15 protein-coding genes and 4 pseudogenes (1 of these 19 only partly in view) are annotated in these 19,692 nt (G+C 38.0%); 17 read left to right on the forward strand and 2 right to left on the reverse strand.

Annotated features, from left to right (window positions below):
• Positions 1 to 164, forward strand: the end of a protein-coding gene (locus ACZ1G6_RS11700; RefSeq protein ID WP_472616453.1) for an RNA recognition motif domain-containing protein. The gene continues 358 nt to the left of window position 1, outside the view; only the last 164 of its 522 coding nucleotides appear in the window; the start codon falls outside the window, past its left edge; it ends in the stop codon at positions 162 to 164.
• Between the two features lie 56 nt (positions 165 to 220).
• On the opposite strand, the gene ACZ1G6_RS11705 is transcribed toward ACZ1G6_RS11700, so the two are convergent.
• Positions 221 to 1,246 carry a DUF5610 domain-containing protein gene (locus ACZ1G6_RS11705; protein ID WP_472616454.1) on the reverse strand — a complete coding sequence of 342 codons (1,026 nt, stop codon included), beginning with the start codon at positions 1,244 to 1,246 and terminating at the stop codon, positions 221 to 223.
• A 249-nt stretch (positions 1,247 to 1,495) separates the two neighbouring features.
• Between ACZ1G6_RS11705 and trmA the strand changes: the two genes are divergently transcribed.
• A complete protein-coding gene (gene trmA, locus ACZ1G6_RS11710; protein WP_472616455.1) occupies positions 1,496 to 2,587 on the forward strand; it encodes a tRNA (uridine(54)-C5)-methyltransferase TrmA in 1,092 nt (363 codons plus the stop codon).
• A 3-nt stretch (positions 2,588 to 2,590) separates the two neighbouring features.
• Here the strand turns inward: trmA and fabR are convergent, their stop codons facing one another.
• Entirely contained in the window at positions 2,591 to 3,211 is a 621-nt protein-coding gene (fabR, locus tag ACZ1G6_RS11715) for an HTH-type transcriptional repressor FabR (protein ID WP_472616456.1), read from the reverse strand.
• Between the two features lie 134 nt (positions 3,212 to 3,345).
• Here fabR and ACZ1G6_RS11720 point away from each other — a divergent pair, with 134 nt between their 5' ends.
• The 15 genes and pseudogenes from ACZ1G6_RS11720 (at position 3,346) to ACZ1G6_RS11790 (ending at position 19,688) form a co-directional block, all read left to right on the forward strand.
• Positions 3,346 to 4,485, forward strand: a complete 1,140-nt coding sequence (locus tag ACZ1G6_RS11720) for an acyl-CoA desaturase (protein ID WP_472616457.1) — start codon at positions 3,346 to 3,348, stop codon at positions 4,483 to 4,485.
• A 92-nt stretch (positions 4,486 to 4,577) separates the two neighbouring features.
• Positions 4,578 to 5,993 (forward strand): Si-specific NAD(P)(+) transhydrogenase, encoded by a 1,416-nt coding sequence (gene sthA, locus ACZ1G6_RS11725; protein ID WP_472618980.1) that lies wholly within the window; start codon positions 4,578 to 4,580, stop codon positions 5,991 to 5,993.
• A gap of 117 nt (positions 5,994 to 6,110) precedes the next feature.
• A pseudogene (gene dusA / locus ACZ1G6_RS11730) lies at positions 6,111 to 7,132 on the forward strand (tRNA dihydrouridine(20/20a) synthase DusA).
• A gap of 211 nt (positions 7,133 to 7,343) precedes the next feature.
• The gene (locus tag ACZ1G6_RS11735) at positions 7,344 to 7,655 is read left to right on the forward strand and encodes a hypothetical protein (RefSeq protein WP_472616458.1); all 312 of its coding nucleotides are present in this window, start codon (positions 7,344 to 7,346) and stop codon (positions 7,653 to 7,655) included.
• 230 nt (positions 7,656 to 7,885) lie between these two features.
• Positions 7,886 to 8,086, forward strand: a complete 201-nt coding sequence (locus tag ACZ1G6_RS11740) for a PspC domain-containing protein (RefSeq protein ID WP_472616459.1) — start codon at positions 7,886 to 7,888, stop codon at positions 8,084 to 8,086.
• Positions 8,087 to 8,317: 231 nt separating this feature from the next.
• Positions 8,318 to 9,310: a DUF2333 family protein gene (locus ACZ1G6_RS11745; protein ID WP_472616460.1), complete on the forward strand. Its 993-nt coding sequence runs from the start codon at positions 8,318 to 8,320 to the stop codon at positions 9,308 to 9,310.
• Between the two features lie 2 nt (positions 9,311 to 9,312).
• The gene (locus ACZ1G6_RS11750) at positions 9,313 to 10,080 is read left to right on the forward strand and encodes a TIGR04219 family outer membrane beta-barrel protein (protein ID WP_472616461.1); all 768 of its coding nucleotides are present in this window, start codon (positions 9,313 to 9,315) and stop codon (positions 10,078 to 10,080) included.
• Positions 10,081 to 10,182: 102 nt separating this feature from the next.
• Positions 10,183 to 11,986: pseudogene (locus ACZ1G6_RS11755) on the forward strand (assimilatory sulfite reductase (NADPH) flavoprotein subunit).
• Positions 11,986 to 13,696: pseudogene (gene cysI / locus ACZ1G6_RS11760) on the forward strand (assimilatory sulfite reductase (NADPH) hemoprotein subunit). Before ACZ1G6_RS11755 ends, cysI begins: the two co-directional pseudogenes overlap by 1 nt.
• Positions 13,689 to 14,456, forward strand: coding sequence for a phosphoadenylyl-sulfate reductase (locus tag ACZ1G6_RS11765; RefSeq protein ID WP_472616462.1), 768 nt, complete (start codon positions 13,689 to 13,691; stop codon positions 14,454 to 14,456). Before cysI ends, ACZ1G6_RS11765 begins: the two are co-directional and overlap by 8 nt.
• A gap of 141 nt (positions 14,457 to 14,597) precedes the next feature.
• Complete coding sequence (locus ACZ1G6_RS11770) at positions 14,598 to 14,927, forward strand: pyridine nucleotide transhydrogenase (protein ID WP_472616463.1); 330 nt, start codon at positions 14,598 to 14,600, stop codon at positions 14,925 to 14,927.
• Positions 14,928 to 15,398: 471 nt separating this feature from the next.
• On the forward strand, positions 15,399 to 17,522 hold the full coding sequence (locus ACZ1G6_RS11775) for a sensor domain-containing diguanylate cyclase (RefSeq protein WP_472616464.1): 2,124 nt from the start codon (positions 15,399 to 15,401) through the stop codon (positions 17,520 to 17,522).
• A gap of 96 nt (positions 17,523 to 17,618) precedes the next feature.
• Positions 17,619 to 18,529 (forward strand): annotated as a pseudogene (locus tag ACZ1G6_RS11780) (acyltransferase).
• Positions 18,530 to 18,532: 3 nt separating this feature from the next.
• Complete coding sequence (locus ACZ1G6_RS11785; protein WP_472616465.1) at positions 18,533 to 19,438, forward strand: acyltransferase; 906 nt, start codon at positions 18,533 to 18,535, stop codon at positions 19,436 to 19,438.
• Positions 19,428 to 19,688: a hypothetical protein gene (locus ACZ1G6_RS11790; protein ID WP_472616466.1), complete on the forward strand. Its 261-nt coding sequence runs from the start codon at positions 19,428 to 19,430 to the stop codon at positions 19,686 to 19,688. Before ACZ1G6_RS11785 ends, ACZ1G6_RS11790 begins: the two co-directional genes overlap by 11 nt.
• Positions 19,689 to 19,692 lie beyond the last annotated feature (4 nt).

Here is a 19,692-nt window from a genome sequence, read left to right on the forward strand (position 1 = left end):
ATTCAGTACGCTTAGTAAAAGATAAAAAAACTGGTCGTCGTAAAGGCTTTGGATTTGTTGAAGTCGAATCAGGGACAGAAAATTTGTTTATTGAAAAACTAAATGATACTGAATTTATGGAAAGAAATATCATTGTAAGAACTGCTAACGATAAGCAGCACTAAGCGCACTTTTATCACAATATATAAAGATAAAGCCCTAATAGGGCTTTATCTTTATATTAGCCAAATTTTCGATTGAAGGAATGAAACTTATTTATAGCTTGTAGCAAGTCAGGCACTTGAACATCCTTCATTTGATTGACTAAGCCGTTTATAATTTTATTAAATTCTTGCTCATTACTAACAATGTTTTTACTTGTTTCTAAAATGTCTAAATATTTTGACACATAAGCGGCCACCGCTTCAGGCACATCACCTGTAACCTCAGATCCTACACTTGTGTTTTTATCTCCCATATTCTGTACTTCATGATACGTTTTGAGGTCGCTAGATAATGTTTGCGGATTCTCACGGACTGCGGCATCAACATAATCGGAATCCAAAATACCCTTCATATTCGCTTGCGCATATTTATCTTGTATCTTTCCTCGATAAAATTCGTTGGCAAGCGCATCAACACTATTTACAAGACTAGTCAGTTTGACACTCCCCGCTGTATCACCTTTTAATTCAAAGCTTATTCCAGACGAATTTGTTGTATATGTGCTGCCATTTCCGTTGTAAGAAAACGAAGCATTGGAAAAAGTGATTTGTTGAACACTTCCGTCGTTCATTACGATATCTTTTTGATTTTTACTTAGGCCAGAACTTACTGCTTCGTTAGTTGAGGACCTTGATTTAATATTACTTACATCAATGTTATCCAATCCTTCAAGGATAGAATCTTTTGTTTTATTAATTTTAGCAAAAAGTTGTTCTGGCGCGATCCCTACAAGATCTAACTTTGATTGATCTACTCCAACAATCACACCTTCTCTAGCTTCACTTTTAAAAAATTGTAATTGTTCAAGTGACGCCCCATTATTTGAAAAGTTTTGGAGTGCTTGGTCAACGAAACTTATCACATTTTGAGTAACCTTGTTGGTATCAAAACTAAGGACTTCGTTCACAGTGTCGGGTGCCAGCTCATCACGACGATTTAATACGACATCGTCGAGCATTTGGCTATTCGACGTCAATAAGTTATCCATAATCGAAGTGCTTACTACCTTTTCGGCGATCGCGGCTCTTTTGATTTCTGACACGCGCTCCCCTTCGCCAGAACGATCTATCTCGTTTTGCTTGGCACGTATTTGACTATCAAATTTTACAGTATCATACGCTGGTGACCTAGTTTCCCATAGGCGCACTCACCGTATTTGGCAATATATTCATAAAAGATACCTCACTATCCTCAACTTCCATATCGACCAACGCACCGAAAAACTTTAATTTCGTTTTAGTAATTGTTGGAATGTAGGTAGAATCGCAAAAAATAATTTTCGAGTTGGACAATGCAAAACTATTCACAACTATCTTATGATGAACAATTGAATCTAAAGAGAGATACACTGCAAGAGCTTCTATCAAAATATAGTAATTCAGACATCGATATTTTTAAGAGTCCTGAAAATCACTACCGAATGCGTGCCGAGTTTAGAGTTTGGCATGACGGTACAGATACTTTTCACATAATGTTTAACCAAGCCACCAAAGAAAAATATAGGGTCGATGAATTCCCTGCGGCTTCAAAGATAATTAATAAAGCGATGGCAGGGATCATTGAAATGATAAAAAATGATCAGACGCTAAGAACAAAGCTATTTCAAATCGATTACATATCATCAACCACAAATGAATTGGTGATAAGTATGCTGTATCACAAAAAGTTAGATGATAATTGGATGATATCGGCAGCAAGGTTAAAAGAGGCGCTGTCTGATTTAGGTAAAATCAACATCATTGGACGAGCAAAAAAACAAAAAGTGGTCCTTGGCGATGACTTTGTCACTGAGAAACTGGCTGTAAATGATTTACACTTTACATTCAAACAAATTGAAAATAGCTTCACGCAGCCAAACGCCATTGTTAATCAAAAAATGATTGAGTGGGTAATTGCGCATACTAAGGATGAAAATACAGATCTGCTTGAACTTTATTGTGGTGCTGGAAACTTTTCAATTCCACTAAGTGTTCATTTTAGAAAAGTATTAGCCACAGAGATATCGAAAACCTCTGTCAATGCAGCCCAAGACAATATTGCAAAAAACCTCAGAACTAATTTAGCCATTGCGCGGCTATCTAGCGAAGAATTTGTTGAAGCTTATTCAGGAGCACGAGAGTTTAATCGACTTCAAGGAATAGATTTATCGTCCTACTCATTTTCGACTGTGCTTGTCGACCCCCCCAGAGCGGGATTAGATAATAACACTATTGCACTAATCAAAAGTTTTGACACGATTGTTTATATTTCGTGTAACCCTGAAACCTTAGCACGTGATCTTAAGGACATATGCGGCTCACATCACATCGTAAAGTCTGCACTATTTGATCAATTCCCTTTTACTCATCATATTGAAACAGGTGTTATCTTAGTAAAAAAATAAGACTTATTGGTTGATAGAAATATCATGATTTTCTGCATATTTCAAAGTGCCTAATTGAATAAAACGGAGTTGTTTTTTTACTCGCTCGGCTATTTGGTTCACTTCCAGAGGGTCTGCATCTAGCGCCTCGGCTCCAGCACTAAATACCAATTTGACCATTGCTTCGCTTTGAAGGTTTGCCAAATCAGTTGGGAGTCCAATTTTCTCCTCAATATATTCAGTTAACTCTTCAGTAAAATGTTGAATCTCCCTCATTACCGCTGAACGAAAAGCCGCCGATGTGCCCGTATGCTCTCGAAGTAATAATCTAAATACATTGGCATTGGACAGGATAAATTCTAAAAACGTATCAACAGAGATCGTAATAACACTGCCTCCTGAAGAAATTCTTTGTCTTGCCTGCCTCATTAGTTGTCTTAGCGCCAAGCCTGATTCATCCACCAATGTAAGGCCTAATTCATTTAAATCTGAGAAATGTCGATAGAATGATGTAGGGGCAATATTTGCCTCGCGAGCAACTTCTCGCAAACTAATTGTAGTGAAACTTTTATTATCGTTTAATAGACAAAAAGCCGCTTCTATGATGCGTTGCCTCGTTTCTAATTTTTGTTGCTGACGATTCATGATAATTTTATGAATAAAAAGTATTACTGTAGGTTTACAACTTTACCATAATTTCTGCAATAAAATGTTGCACATTATTTGTCGTAAAGTTAAATTAGCGCACAGATGTACGCTGAAATTTTTGAGACAATATTTTGAACAAACCACCGCTTATCGCGTTAAACGTATCCGTTTTCACCATTACCAGTATAATTGCGTTAATTGGGACACCTCTTTGGATTTATTTTTTTGGTATCGATTGGACCGAAATTTTCGTCGCAATTGCCCTGTTTTTCATTACAGGCATGTCAATAACAGCAGGTTACCACCGGCTGTGGTCTCACAAGGCATATTCTGCACATCCTTTTGTAAAAGTGCTAATGGCTATATTTGGCGCAATGACAGTTCAAAATTCGATATTGCATTGGGCGAGCGATCATAGAGTCCATCACCGGCATGTTGATCAAAACGACGTAGACCCTTACTCTGCAAATAGAGGATTTTGGTTTTCTCATATTGGTTGGATGTTAAGGGAGTATCAAGCGCAGCGCTATGACGATTATTCAAATTGCAAAGACCTGCAAAAGGATTCAGTAGTGATGTGGCAACATAATCACTACTTGGCCATCGTCCTTATCGCAAACTTTGGTCTTGTTGGTCTATTAGGTTGGCTGAACGGCGATATTATTGGGATGATTTTGATTGCTGGCGTTACTCGTTTAGTTGCTGTGCATCATGTCACATTTTTTATAAATTCGCTTGCACATATATGGGGCTCTCGTCCTTACACAGATACCAATTCAGCCCGCGACAATGGCATAATTGCTCTATTTACGTTTGGCGAGGGATATCACAATTATCACCATATATTTGAAGCTGACTATCGAAATGGGATTAAGTGGTATCAATATGATCCTACAAAATGGCTAATAAAAAGTCTTTCTTGGCTCAAACTAACAAAAAATTTAAGAACGACACCTGATGAGCGAATTGAAAAAGCACGCTTACAAATGGAACTTAAATACGCACAAAACAAACTTATCGATTTACCAAATGCCGATGAAGTTATGGATAAAGTCCAAACTGAGTACGATATTTTAATGACAAAAATGTCGGAGTATTATAAAACTAAAAAAGCGTTAGTTGCGCTTAAGAGACAGTCAATTCAAGCAAGCTACGAGAAACTTGAGTTGGATTTTAAATACAAAGAATTAAAACATTCCTTAGCCTTACAAAAAGAAAAGTGGCAATCACTTTACTCTTACTATCTTGAGCCGATACAGGTAAAGGCATAATACTAAAAGGGTGCATAGAGCATCCTTTTTTTGCTTATTATATGCGTTAACAAAACATGGCTGAACAAAAAATCAACCCATCAGGAGAAATTATGCCTAACCGAACTAAATCAGGAAAATTTGATTACGATGCTATTATCATCGGAACTGGTCCAGCGGGCGAAGGCGTAGCGATGCAGCTAGCAAAGGCAGGAAAAAAGGTAGGGGTGGTGGAACGCTATACTTCCGTTGGCGGAGGATGTACTCATTGGGGAACGATTCCTTCAAAAGCACTAAGACATTCTGTTAGTCGATTAGTGGAATATAATAGCAACCCATTGTTTAACGAGACTAACTCTTCAAAAAGCCTGCGTTTTCCAGATATCATGAAACATGCTGCAGGTGTAGTTCGGAAACAAAGCCGACTCAGAGCATCATTTTATGACCGCAATGATGTTGACGTATTTATTGGCCAAGCTAGCTTTATAGACAAACACACATTGAATGTTCAAAAAAATGATGGCTCTATTGATGAAATAAGTGCAAAACAGATTGTACTTGCAGTAGGTTCTAGTCCCTATACACCCAAAGATATTGACTTCAATCACCCCCGCATTTTTAATAGCGACACTATTTTATCAATGGATTTTCAGCCTAAGAATATAATTGTTTATGGCGCCGGCGTTATCGGTAGTGAGTATGCTTCTATTTTTAGAGGACTAGGCACCAAAGTCGACCTAGTAAACATGCGTGACCGCTTATTATCGTTTTTGGATACGGAAATTTCTGATGCGCTTAGTTATCACCTTTGGAATAATGGTGTGCTAATTAGGCATAATGAAGAATATGAATCTGTCGAAGGCCATGATAGCCATGTGGTACTTAATCTAAAGTCAGGCAAACGAATGAAAGCAGACTGCTTGCTTTTTGCCAACGGGCGCACTGGTAATACCGAACATTTAAATACCAATAACACGGAGTTAACGCCAGATGGGCGAGGGCTATTAAAGGTCAATCAAAATTATCAGACTGATGTTGACAATATTTATGCGGTAGGCGATGTCGTAGGATATCCTAGTCTTGCTTCTGCAGCCTATAACCAAGGTAGGTTCGCAGCAGAGGCAATGTTAAAAGGTGAATGCCATAAAGCTTTAGTAGAAGATATTCCAACCGGTATTTATACGATTCCGGAAATAAGCTCAGTAGGAAAAACCGAACAAGAATTGACACAAGCCAAGATTCCATACGAGGTAGGCCGTGCTCAATTTAAGCACCTTGCACGCGCTCAAATCGCTGATACAAATGTCGGCAGTTTGAAACTTTTGTTTCATAGAGATACCAAACAATTATTGGGTATTCATTGTTTTGGGGAAAGAGCCTCTGAAATTGTCCATATTGGGCAAGCAATAATGCAACAAGAAGGCGAAGCTAACACCATTGAATATTTTGTAAATACCACCTTTAACTACCCAACAATGGCCGAGGCATACAGAGTTGCAGCCCTAAATGGCTTAAACAGGGTTTTTTAGATAATGCAGTATGTATTTATACATTTGAAGCAATCTGAAATCCCCTTTATACTTGCGACCCCTTAACGTCATCTCAACTTAAGCAAAGCTTTAGTGTAAACGAAATGTGTAATTAAAATGATAGATCACCGCTTCTCAGTCGCACCAATGCTTGATTGGACCGACCGTCATTGCCGCTTTTTTTGAGACAGCTGAGTCAAGAAGCCGTTCTATATACTGAAATGGTTACCACTGGTGCCATTATTTACGGCAAAGGCGACTATTTGGGGTTCAACGAACAAGAACATCCACTAGTCCTGCAACTTGGCGGCAGCATAGCGGGTGACATGGCCAAATGCGCCAATATTGCGCAAGAAAGGGGTTATGATGAAATTAACATTAACGTTGGCTGCCCGTCTGATCGGGTAAAAAATGGCAGCTTTGGAGCTTGCTTGATGGCAAGTCCTGAAATCGTTGCAGACTCCGTTCGTCAAATGAAACAAGAAGTTGATATCCCAGTGACAGTGAAGTGTCGAATTGGTATTGATGACATGGATGACGAACAAGGCCTAAGTGATTTTGTCTCATGTGTTAAAGATGCAGGTTGTGAACACTTTATTATTCATGCTAGAAAAGCATGGTTACAAGGCTTAAGCCCAAAACAAAATAGAGACATACCGCCTTTAAATTATGACCGTGTTTATGCATTAAAAGCAGCAAACCCTAAGCTACATATTTCAATTAACGGCGGTATTAATGATATCGAGCAATGTAAGCAACATCTTACTCAAGTAGATGGGGTCATGGTTGGTCGTGAAGTCTATTCAAATCCTAAGATACTCTGTTTAGTCGATAAAGAAATATATGGCCGCAATGATGTCGTGCCGTTTTCAGAAAGCCATTTAATAGACACGATGACTCACTATATTAGCCAAGAGGTATTGCAAGGTGCCCGAGTATGGCATATCGCAAGACATATGCTCGGCTTATTTCAAGGACAAGCTGGTGGAAAGATATGGCGACGTTATCTTAGCCAACACGGCGTTGCTAAAACAAACAATCTCGACCTTCTTAAAGAAGCATACGAGCAATTATTGATAGCAAGACAAAAAGCCGAAAATCATCAACTAAAAAATAGTGAATTTAACCAACAAATATAGTCAATTTAACCACGTGGCCTCATTGGCTTGTGACCTCCTCTTGATAAAAAACCAAAAAGACCTAGTAAATTATTGATTTAATTAATATTAAATTATTTAGAAATACTTGGCACGCGTTTCGCTAATACATAATTAAGTTCGCAATAATGCAACTGAGGTTTTAAAAGTCGTAAGCAAAACCTTAATTAATTTTATTTTTAGGAAACAAACCATGAAACTTTCAAACAAACTAGCTTCTTTAATCTTAGTATCTGCTTGCGCTTTTGCTTCAACTGCCAGCGCACATGAAGTATCACTTGAGTCTTATGTATCAAGCCTCATTAAACAAGGTGTTAATTCTGTTAAAAAAGAATTAGAGATTGATATCGAAAAAGCAATTATTACCGCAGGTAATATGACAGGCCTTGAATCAAGTGACACACCTAAAGGGTCTGTTAAAATCACTGATTTAGCATCAGCGAAAAGCAAAGTGATTAACGTAAACAGCACAACTGCGTCACCAAAAAATGAAGCAAAAAGCTAAGAAATTTGAATAAGAGCGCCAAATTGGCGCTCTAGCTAATTAAGAAGGAATTGACAATGTTAGCGCATATAAATCTTTTAGGTATATTGCTGTCACCTGTCGTTTTCTATGTGGGCGGCACATTAATGCTAATGCTATTAACCCATTTGAATTTGGTAAAACAAGATTGTTAAAGCCCCTCACTGTAAATAGATTTAAAGAGTGAGGACGAAATAGTAAAGAGGTAAGACATGAAAACAGTCATTAATACAAAACGATTTTTTAGAGACCCCCATAATGCAAAGGTATCAGGAGTTTGCGCTGGTGTTGCAAAGTACTTTGACGTGAATGCTTGGCTAGTTAGAGGAATCACTGTCATTAGTTTTTTATTTGTACCTTTTGCCATTGGGCTTGCTTATATACTTGCTGTTTTACTATTAAAGTATAAATAACTACCGATTACACATCGTTGACAAACCCTGACTAGCCCCGTTAGAGCACCTAACGCTTGCTAGTCTTTCTCGAATTTGAGTATGCACAGGCATCTCTACATCCCAAATAAAACACGCTATCGCCTATTTTTATTAAGTAATCTTGCAGTGAGTGGAGTATACTTTATCTTGCTAGCCCAAACATTACAGGCAATTACGACCTTTAAGGGCATGATCTAAATAAGGACTTTTATGAACGAATTCTTCAGTCTTAAAAAAATTAATTATTTACTTTTAGCGCTATTATGTCTCATTAGCGTTATTGGTTTTTGGTGGAGTTTTGAACCAAATTCATTTGACGTCAATGCGCACGCCAAAAACGAAGCTCAACAAAACAACCAAAACGTGGTGACAGGATACACTACTACAAATACACTGATTCATGTATTAGATCGAATGCTCAATAAATCAGGGGGTTATATTACCAATGATATGTTGCCACCCGGGATTTTAATGGATAACATTCCGCGTTGGGAATTTGGCGTGTTAGAAATGAGTCGTGATTTAGCTTTGGCTATGCGTAAGGATTTCAGTCGTTCACAATCTCAGTCTATTGATAATGAACCGCTAGCTACAGCACAGCCTAACTTAAACTTTGATAATAATCGTTGGATATTACCTTCAAGCGAGGGGCAATATAAAGGCGCAATTGAGGCGTTGATTATATACAGAGATAATCTGGGTGATCAAAGCGCTTTAAACAACCAGTTTTATGCCCGAGCTGATAACCTTAGAGAATATTTAAAGCAAGTCGAAAAACGCTTAGGGAGTTTGTCACAAAAACTAAGCGCAAGTGTAGGCACTGATTCCATCAACACAAATTTAGCAGGGGATCCTACGGCGACCTATTCATCGCCAGAATCTGAGATTATTACAACAAAAACAAGTTGGTTTAAGCTTGATGATGTTTTTTATGAGGCTAGAGGTTCTAGCTGGGCACTTATTCACTTTTTACAAGCAATCGAAACAGATTTTTCTGAGGTCTTACGTAAAAAAAATGCAACCGTTAGTTTACGGCAAATAATAAGGGAGCTTGAAGGAACTCAAGAAGTTGTTTTTAGCCCGGTTATTTTAAATGGTGATGGTTTTGGTTTATTAGCAAATCACTCTCTCGTCATGGCTAATTATATCTCTCGCGCTAACGCTGCTCTCATTGAACTAAATGAACTACTTAATCAAGGATAAATATGAAATTTAGAACTAACACTTTATCTCTTTTAGCCAGTGCGACGTTGCTTGCTGGTGTATCTGTACAAGCCCAAGCAGATACAATTTTAGGCGGCTATATAGGTGCGCAAGGTTGGAATATGGGGGTTGAAGGCGCATTTGCACAAGATGACAACCTAGCCAGTTTTACCTTTGAAGATCAAACAAATGCTTCTTTGTATGCGGCATTAGAACACCCTATTCCCTTGGTTCCTAATTTGCAACTTAGATACACAGACTATAGCACTCAAGGCAATGCAAGACTCGATGCAAACTTCACCTTCGGTGATGAAGTGTTTCTAATTGGGAGTGATATTGCCACTCAAGCCGATTTAACCGCTGTAGACTACACATTATATTACGAGATTTTAGATAATGACTTAGTATCACTGGATCTTGGTATAAGCGGGCGACAAATTGATGGTGATTTCGTCGTTACCGATGAATCAGGCAATTCGAGCGAACAGAGCTTTAGTGGGGTGATACCCATGGTTTATGGTCGTATTGCAGTTGGTCTACCCTTAACAGGCCTTGGTGTATATGCTCAAGGTGATGCACTAGCAATTGATGATGATAAATTTACAGACTATCAGATCGGATTAACATATAGTTTTGTTGAGACACTTGCGCTTGATATGACTATTCAAGCCGGCTACAGAAATACCCAACTTGAATTAGATGGTTTTGATAGTCTAAACACAGATATCGAATTTGATGGACCATTTTTGGGGCTTGAATTAGATTTCTAATTTATTTCAGCACTAAAGGGAATAAAAAATCAGTTTTAATTCTTTCAAGTTATCAATAAATGTCGCTATGCTTTACTTAATGTAAACGTATAGCGATGTTTTATGAATCAAAATAACACCTCTTCAGCACCATCTACCTTAGATAAGATGGAGCTATCTGCTTTAACAAAAGCGGTATCGGGTCTAAATCAAGAGCAATTGATATGGGCCAGTGGATACTTGGCTGGTTTATCTGCTGCTAGTGGCAGTGCAGTATCGCAAACTAATGAAACCATATTAAGCGCAACGCCCACGGTTACGGTTTTATATGGATCCCAAACGGGCAATGCAAAGCATGAAGCCAGTGCGTTTGGTGATAGCTTAAAAAACAAAGGCCTCAACAGTAAAGTAGTCAGTATGGCTGACTATAAACCAAGAAAGCTTAAAGACGAAACCCATTTAGTGGTTTTTGTCAGTACACATGGTGAAGGTGATGCACCAGATGACGCCATAGAATTGCACGAATATATTGCATCAAAAAAGGCAGCCAAACTACCTAACTTACGTTATGCTGTTGTTGGCCTTGGTGACACCAGCTACGAATTTTTCTGTCAAACAGGCAAAGACTTTGATAAACGCTTAAGTACACTTGGCGCAACAGCTTTAGTTGAGCGTCTTGATTGCGATGTAGATTATGAATCAGATATAAAAAACTGGACCGATGCTATACACGCTAAATTACTTGAGTCGCTAAAGCCAACGCAAACTACAACCATAAACACTGCAGAAGCGGCGAATACAACTCAATCAGTTCAATTCACAAAACAACACCCATATGGAGCAGAATTACTCACAAGCGTCAAAATCACAGGACGAGACTCAGTAAAAGACATTCGACACATTGAGATATCTTTAGAAGGCTCAGGCATTAACTACCAAGTAGGTGATTCACTAGGTGTTTATTTTAAAAACACTGATCTTGTGGTGAACAAAATAATATCGTTGACCAACAATGTTCCTGAGGAAAAAGTCACGATCAAAGACCAGAATATGACGCTTTTTCTTGCCCTTAAGGAAAAACTTGAACTTACCTTAAGCTACCCCGGATTTGTAAAATCATATGAAGCGGTTACACAAGATAAAGCATTAAAAACTTTGTTGGATGACAAATTAGCATTAAGACAGTATTTAGAAAGTGCACAAATAGTTGATATTATTCAATCCTATCCAAACGATATTAGTGCCCAAGCCTTAGTAGACTGTCTAAGACCCTTAACACCTAGATTATATTCTATTGCATCTAGCCAAGCCGAAGTAGAAGATGAAGTGCACCTAACTGTTGCTCATATTGAATACGATGCTTTTGGCTTTACTCATCAAGGTGGTGCGTCAGGCTACTTATCAACAGGCCTTGAAGAGGGCGAAGTGTTAAGTGTATTTGTTGAAAGCAATGACAATTTCAGATTACCTTCAAGCCCTGAGACGCCAATTATAATGGTTGGCCCAGAGCACAGGTATCGCGCCATTTAGAGCCTTCATGCAAGAACGTGATGCCAATGAAGCAAATGGTAAAAACTGGCTATTTTTTGGCAATCCTAATTTTACACAAGATTTTTTGTATCAAGTAGAGTGGCAGTCATATTTAAAATCGGGTCTTTTAACAAAGATAAGTCTAGCATTCTCAAGAGACCAAGCCGATAAGATTTATGTGCAAGATAAATTACTTGAAAATGGCAGTGAGGTATACGACTGGCTTGAGCAAGGAGCGCATTTCTACGTATGTGGCGATGCCATGAATATGGCTAAAGATGTCGAAAAAGCACTGCTTACTATCGTTCAGAAATTTGGGCAAAAAAGCGAGCAAGAAGCAAAACAATACCTAGTTGAGATGAGAAAATCTAAACGCTACCAGAAGGATGTTTACTAATGAGTAAAACGATTAAAATTGTCGAGGGTAAACTATCCGAAAATGAGCGGATAAAATCGCAAAGTCAACATTTGCGAGGCACAATTAGCACAGATTTGAAAGATGACGTTACTGGCGGATTTACCAGTGATAACTTTCAACTTATACGCTTTCATGGAATGTATCAGCAAGATGATCGTGATATCAGGGCTGAGCGCGCAAAGCAAAAACTTGAACCATTGCATAATGTCATGCTCAGAGCACGCTTGCCTTGATGGAATAATTACGCCTGAACAATGGCTACAAATCGACCGTTTCGCTACTGAGAAATCGATTTATGGTAGTATTAGATTAACTACAAGACAGACTTTTCAGTTTCACGGCGTTCTTAAGCCTAATATCAAATCAATGCATAAAGTCCTTCATTCGACAGGAATAGACTCTATTGCTACCGCTGGTGATGTAAATAGAAACGTTCTTTGTACCTCTAATCCAATCCAGTCTTCGCTTCATGTAGAAGCCTATGAATGGGCAAAAAAAATAAGCGAACACTTGCTGCCAAAAACAAATGCATATGCTGAAATTTGGCTTGATGGAGAAAAAGTAGACTCCACACAAGAAGATGAACCTATCTTAGGTAACAATTATCTTCCGCGAAAATTCAAAACCACGGTCGTGATTCCGCCGCAAAATGATGTAGATGTGCACGCCAACGATTTAAACTTCGTTGCGATTGCTGAGAATAATAAATTGATTGGTTTTAATGTGCTTGTCGGCGGCGGGTTAGCGATGACTCATGGCGACCAATCAACGTTTCCGCGCAAAGCGGATGATTTTGGTTTTATCACTCTTGATAAAGTACTTGATGTTGCCGCTGCTGTCGTCTCAACACAGCGAGATTGGGGCAATAGAGTAAACCGTAAAAATGCAAAAACAAAATATACTCTTGAGCGCGTTGGCGTAGAAGTTTTTAAAGCAGAAGTTGAGTCGCGTGCCAAGACCAAATTTGGCCCAAGCCGTCCATATGAGTTTACTTCTCGTGGAGACAGTTTTGGCTGGGTTGAAGGGATTGATGGAAAGCACCATCTAACGCTATTTATTGAAAATGGTCGAATATTGGATTTCCTTAGCAAAACCTTAAAAACAGGTTGTGCTGAAATCGCAAAAATACACCAAGGTGACTTCAGACTTACTGCCAATCAAAATCTAATTATTGCTGGCGTACCTAGCGCAGAAAAAGCAAAAATAGAGAACTTAGCTATTAAGCACGGCTTGTTAGAATCAGATACAAGTGCACAGCGCAAAGATTCCATGGCATGTGTTTCGTTACCCACATGCCCGCTCGCAATGGCTGAAGCAGAGAGATATTTACCTGATGCGGTCGACCAAATTGAAGCAATGCTAGATAAGCATGGGCTTGGAAATGAAAGTATCATATATCGAATAACGGGCTGCCCTAATGGGTGTGGTCGAGCCATGTTGGCCGAAGTAGGATTAGTTGGAAAAGGGCCAAACAAATATAACCTGCATTTGGGCGGTAATCGTGAAGGTACGCGTATTCCCAAGATGTATAAGGAAAATATACTCGATACTGAAATAATGGACATTTTAGATGATTTAATTGGTCAATGGGCTGGTCAGCGCGAAGACAATGAATCCTTTGGTGATTTTGTTATTCGAACCGGTGTAGTCGCTGAGGTTAAAAACTCAGCTGAGGATTTTTATGCCTAACATCACACAAGAAAACCAAGCTTTTTCTAATTCTTCTGTTTTAGAATTAAGTGTAGATGCAGAACACTTAGTACACATTAACGAAAAATTGGAAGCACTATCACCTGAAGAACGAGTCGAATGGTCATTAAAAAGACTCCCTGACAACCATATTGTGTCTTCAAGTTTTGGTGCGCAGTCTGCGGTTATGCTTCATTTACTTAGTGAGGTAGCACCAGTAATTCCTGTGGTGCTAACTGATACTGGATATCTATTTTCAGAAACTTATCAATTTATAGATGAGCTTACCGCACGCCTTGATTTAAATTTGCACGTGTTTTCAGCTCCCATTAATCCGGCATGGCAAGAAGCTAGATTTGGCAAGTTATGGGAAAAGGGTATTGATGGTATTACACAGTACAATCAGCTCAATAAAGTGGAACCTATGCGACGAGCCTTAAGAGAATTAAAAGCCAAAACATGGTTTGCAGGTTTACGTCGATCGCAATCAGATAGCCGTGGTGCCCTGAGTGTACTGCAAAAACAAGCTCAGCATTTTAAAGTACATCCAATTATTGATCTAAGTAATCAACAATTGCACCATTATTTGAATAAAAACAAGCTTCCCTATCACCCTCTTTGGGAGAAAGGCTATGTATCGATTGGTGATTGGCACACCACGTCAAAATTAGAAGCAGGAATGACCGAAGCAGACACTCGTTTTTTTGGATTAAAAAGAGAATGTGGCTTACATGAATTTGGCGACGGGGAAGGAATATGACATCAAAGCTTCAAACAATTGTCATATAACTGTAACATTCATCTGATTTTGGTTGATCTTTTTAGTATTGTTACCTATACTTTGAAAGTGAGAGGAAGCTAATGGAGTAGCTCGTAATCATCATTTTTGAAGGAAATAGGTATGTTTAGAAAAAATTTATTACTAATTGTTAGCCTTTTTACCCTTGGGTCAAGTTACGCCCTTGCTGACAATGACGAGACAAAAAACGCGTTTTCATGTTTAGATAAAGAAACCTTAGCAGTTAATAGCGCTTGCATGGCAAGCAATATTGAGATGAGCGATAAGTTTCAAGTAACACAGCAAGACATGTTTTTGCAAACATCACAAGCAAGTGACAGAGTACTGGCAACAGTAACACTTGACTCAAGAACAATGGACATCACTGTTTTAGCGCATAAAGACGCAGCTATTGCGAAAGTCGATACTGTAAAAGAAACCGTAAAGAAATAGTGATGTAATAAAAGGTAAGTAAAGTCCTTATAGGCCTCTATCATAGAGGCCTTTTTTTATGCGTTTATGCCTATTCAAAGTGAACCAATCTAACTAGTACTTTCATTTTTTTGTAATCTTAAAACCATGGATTACGCGCATTCTCTACATCTGTTTGTCAGTACTTTAAAAAAAACACAAAATCGATTAAGAAATAAAGAAATTCTTTACTTATTGAAATTTAAAGTATTCGCCAATTATAAAGGCTTCAAGAGGAATTAGGATACATAAGGTATGATAAATAATACCTTACAATATAAAGCAAACTTGTTACATATCAACTAAAATCATTTAAGCTGAAGATAAGCTGAAAAAAATATAAAAAATCGGTCATTTCACATCAAAGCATTTACTTACAAAAATAGAGTGAAGGTGACCGCAATATCTAGCTTTCTTTGTGTTACTACAAAAAAATAAAAACGAATATACAACATGAATTTTGGTCAAAACATCATTAATAATAAAAAGGTAAACGCGTTTTTCTCGTTTCCTACATTTATTTATGGGGCTAACTTTGGCATTTTCGGCGCACTTGCAAATACGCTATTCCCCATAGAGGTTTTTGGTAATTCCTTACTTTTTGCTGGTCAAATCTTTGTTTTCTTATGCTTGATGTCCAAAGGTCCTAATGCGGCAATCGTCACTCTTCTGTTTACTTCAATTAGTGCTGCCTATGTATCTGACGACCCTTATCTAGTCATGGTTTTTTGCGCCGAATTATTGTTTGTCCACATTTTTCTTCGCAAAGGTTATTTTCTATTTCAATCAGCTATGTCATTTTGGCTACTCTTGGGGATCCCCGTTCTTCTTTTGATTCATAGTGTTAGTAATAACATGAGTTTCGAGTCATTGTTTGTTACCGGTTTTAGCAGAGGTTTAAATAGTTTAATTTGTGTCTCTGCAAGTGCAATCATTATCTGGTTTATCCCCAAAACATATATATATCCCTTGTATATCACGCGCGCGCCAAAGCTGTCCGCTATGGTGTTTTCTTTAAGTATGTTATTACTCACTTTTCCTTCATTACTAGGCGCCCTATTCTTTATCAATCAAGCGGCTGAGCACAATGAGACCACCTTACAAAAGCAACTCACTAGTGTAGTAGGTTCTATTGAGCAAATCATGGCCTCAGAAATCAAAAGTCATAAGAATGCTCTTCAAACCGTTGCTAACCTCACCCTGCAGGTTGATAGTGAATATGTGGGAGCAATTATTGACTCTTCAACACAACACTACTCACTCTTCAAACACGTGTTTATGACCAATCATTTAGGTGAGATATCTGCATTTAGTCAAAATGAACAAGTTAATACTAAAATAGATGAATCACTTTTGGATGCATCCTTTCGATATCAAGGGGAATTATTTTTATCCAACATTGTAAAAGATGAGTTGACACAAGATGACAAGAGTATTTATCTGATTAAGCCACTTGTTTATGAAAATCGATTTGAGGGGCTTATTGTTGGTTGTATTGACTTAAACGCATACAAAAAACTGCTCACCAATAAAGTCACTAATGACGTTCAATTTATCGTAAGTGATGCAAATCAATTAGTTATTGCTAGTTCGAACTCCTTAGGAATCTCTACTGCCAGCAAGATTCGCTATCAACCGTATAATGACGCTTTAGTTAAAAATATGGATACCGTCACCATTAACGGCGATAATTTTGTCTATCAGAAACTCATGCTTGAAGGTGGTTGGTCTATTACTGTTCTTAAACCTTCATCTTTTATTACTTCGCCATTAGTAGAATATTTCTTTATTCTATTGCTAGTGACAAGTCTCACACTAGCTGGTTTTGCTTCTATCGCAGCAATGATGTCTCGCAAAATAACAAAACCGTTAGTGAATATTTTACAGCGTGAAAGCGATGACAAAACAAGTAATACGGTCGAAAATGAAGAGTCTGTCAGTCACGAAGTCATCGCCTTATCAAAGAAACTAGCAGACTCTAGCCGCATTATGTCGGATTTTGATCAACAACTATCAGTGCAAGTTAATTCCAAAACCGCTCAACTGAAAGAAATCAATAAAGAGCTATATAGTATTGCCCAGCGTGATTCGCTTACTCAAGTACTTAACAGATCGGGGTTTAATAAACAGGCACTCACGTCTTTTCGAAACTGCAAACGAAACCAAATAGTGATGTCATTTATCTTTATCGATATCGACCATTTTAAAAAAGTTAATGATTCTCATGGGCACCCATTTGGTGACCGGTGCATCAAAAAGGTGTCCGATATTATCCGTCTGCACTGTCAGCGTGACACAGATATTATTGGGCGTTATGGTGGTGAAGAATTTATATTGATGCTGGTGGGAGGAAAAACGCTTGAACATTATGAGCGAGTGCAATTAATTAAAGACGAAATTGAAAAAACCGTTGTAAAACACAATGAAATCGCTAGCTCCATGACGATTAGCGCAGGCATTTGTAGTGTTGAACAAAATTTCGACTCTTCATACGAAGAGTTACTAGAACTAGCTGACGCACAACTGTACTCTAGCAAGCGACACGGAAGAAATAAAATTAGCGTGACTTATAAATAAGTAACTCAAATCTGCATCCAATTACGTTTGTTGATCGTTTTTAGCGAAATTTTCTACTATAATCCCCCGATTATTTTGGCCAAAGGTGTGACCTTGATGAAAATGATCTTGCACAATATAAACGGCGCTATATCTGCCACATTATATTTTATCAATACCATTATTTGGTTTGTACCAATTATGATATTTTCGCTATTCAAATTAATTCCTATTAAAACGTGGCAAAGACTTATGTCTTTTATTGTTGACGGTTCAGCAAGCATGTGGATTACTTGTAATAAATATAATCAACACGTTTTTTCTCGAACACAATTTCATGTAAAACAAGCGGCGAAGCTGTCAACACAGGCATGGTATCTTGTTATTGCCAATCATCAGTCATGGGTTGATATATTGGTACTGCAACGTATATTTAACAGAGAAATACCTTTTTTAAAGTTTTTTCTTAAGAAAAATCTTATCTATGTACCGTTTTTGGGCTTAGCATGGTGGGGATTAGATTTTCCTTTTATGCAACGTTACAGCAAAGATTTTCTTAAAAAAATCCGCACTTGAAAGGTAAAGATCTAGAGACCACTAAAAAAGCATGTGAAAAGTTTGATACTAAGCCTGTTAGTATTATGAATTTTGTTGAAGGTACTCGATTTAATCCTGACAAATTACAATCCTCAATATCTAAAGAGCTAGGCCTAACAAAAACCCTAGCGCCAAAATCAGGTGGAGTTGCATTTGTATTAAACTCTATGGGCGAGAAGCTAACTCAGCTTATTGACGTTACCATTTATTATCCAAAAGGTATTCCCTCATATTGGGATTTCGTGAGTGGTAGAGTAAAGAATATTGTAGTAGAAGTTGAATCAGTCGAGATTAGTACCTTGTTTAACCAAGGCATATTTTGCGATGATTATTTCAATGATGATATGAAAAAAGCCAAATTCCAAGATTGGATAAATGAAAGGTGGCAACATAAAGACAAGCGTTTAAAAGAGCTTAAAAAGGAATATTAATAGATGAAAATAAGTACGTTAAGAGCACTCATCATTTTCCCAGTGCACTTATTTCTGCAATTAAGCAACCTTTCTATTTGGGGTGGGTTAATCATCGTTTTTGGCGTCGTTAGATTGCTTGTGCCGTTTAAAGCTGTAGATTCGCTTCTGCTTGATATTATGCATCGCTTGTACTGCTCGTTTGGTATTTTAAGTGTCGCATTGATCAAGATATTTAATCGTATTGAAGTTTGTTATGAAATAGATGTCCCCTTATCGAAACAGAAATGGTACCTGATTACTGCCAACCATGTGAGCTATTTAGATATCATTTTATTGATAGACTTTTGCGCTCCTCGCATTCCTCCTCCTAAGTTCTTCTTAAAGAAAGACTTAATTTGGTTACCTTTCGTGGGTTTGGCAGCGTGGGCTTTAGATATGCCTTTTATGCGACGCTATAGCCAAGCGTTCTTAGCAAAAAATCCACATTTAAAAGGTAAAGATATAGAAACTACCAGAAAGTCTTGTGAGCGTTATATTAGTCGGCCAACAACGGTTATTAACTTTATTGAAGGTACTCGCTTTACCAAACAAAAACATGAAGAAAAAAGGAGTCCGTTTGGCTTTCTTTTAAGGCCTAAGGCTGGCGGTATTGCATTTACGCTCTCAGCGATGGGTGAGCTTTTTAGTAACATACTTGATATTACCTTAGCTTACCCAGATTCAAAGCATCCCATGATGGATATGCTAAGCGGTCGAATGACACAAATAGTGATTGATGTGCGCACACTTGAAGTCAGCGAAGAAGTCATTGGTGACTATTTTGAGGATGAAAGTTTTAGAAATAGCTTCCAAGAATGGATAAATGAACTATGGTTAGCAAAGGATAAACGTATGGCCAAGTGGATGACGAAAACAGATGCTAAATAACACTAACCTTAATGAGCACTTTCTAGTTTCAGTGTTTGAGGCCGTTGGACTGTCACTCTCGCCTCCCTCATGGGAGTTTTCATTGGCATCGATTTTGTGTTTGTTGCTAGTTGCGATCGTGAGTCATGTGCTTACGCGTTTGCTATTTAAACTGAAAATTGCACGCATTGTTAGTTTCACAAAAAATCAGTGGGATGACCAACTACTTCGCCATGGCGTGTTTAGTCGCTTTGCGCATCTGGTGCCTTAGTTTA

The organism is Glaciecola sp. HA4-3, assembly GCF_055693685.1.

Excerpts from the sequence above, each read along its gene's own strand:
- fabR (WP_472616456.1), bottom strand. The coding sequence starts at position 3,211 with ATGAATCGTCAGCAACAAAAATTAGAAACGAGGCAACGCATCATAGAA.
- sthA (WP_472618980.1), top strand. The coding sequence starts at position 4,578 with ATGCCTAACCGAACTAAATCAGGAAAATTTGATTACGATGCTATTATC.
- ACZ1G6_RS11785 (WP_472616465.1), top strand. The coding sequence starts at position 18,533 with ATGAAAATAAGTACGTTAAGAGCACTCATCATTTTCCCAGTGCACTTA.
- ACZ1G6_RS11765 (WP_472616462.1), top strand. The coding sequence starts at position 13,689 with ATGCCTAACATCACACAAGAAAACCAAGCTTTTTCTAATTCTTCTGTT.
- ACZ1G6_RS11790 (WP_472616466.1), top strand. The coding sequence starts at position 19,428 with ATGCTAAATAACACTAACCTTAATGAGCACTTTCTAGTTTCAGTGTTT.
- ACZ1G6_RS11745 (WP_472616460.1), top strand. The coding sequence starts at position 8,318 with ATGAACGAATTCTTCAGTCTTAAAAAAATTAATTATTTACTTTTAGCG.
- ACZ1G6_RS11750 (WP_472616461.1), top strand. The coding sequence starts at position 9,313 with ATGAAATTTAGAACTAACACTTTATCTCTTTTAGCCAGTGCGACGTTG.
- ACZ1G6_RS11735 (WP_472616458.1), top strand. The coding sequence starts at position 7,344 with ATGAAACTTTCAAACAAACTAGCTTCTTTAATCTTAGTATCTGCTTGC.
- ACZ1G6_RS11770 (WP_472616463.1), top strand. The coding sequence starts at position 14,598 with ATGTTTAGAAAAAATTTATTACTAATTGTTAGCCTTTTTACCCTTGGG.
- ACZ1G6_RS11775 (WP_472616464.1), top strand. The coding sequence starts at position 15,399 with ATGAATTTTGGTCAAAACATCATTAATAATAAAAAGGTAAACGCGTTT.
- trmA (WP_472616455.1), top strand. The coding sequence starts at position 1,496 with ATGCAAAACTATTCACAACTATCTTATGATGAACAATTGAATCTAAAG.
- ACZ1G6_RS11740 (WP_472616459.1), top strand. The coding sequence starts at position 7,886 with ATGAAAACAGTCATTAATACAAAACGATTTTTTAGAGACCCCCATAAT.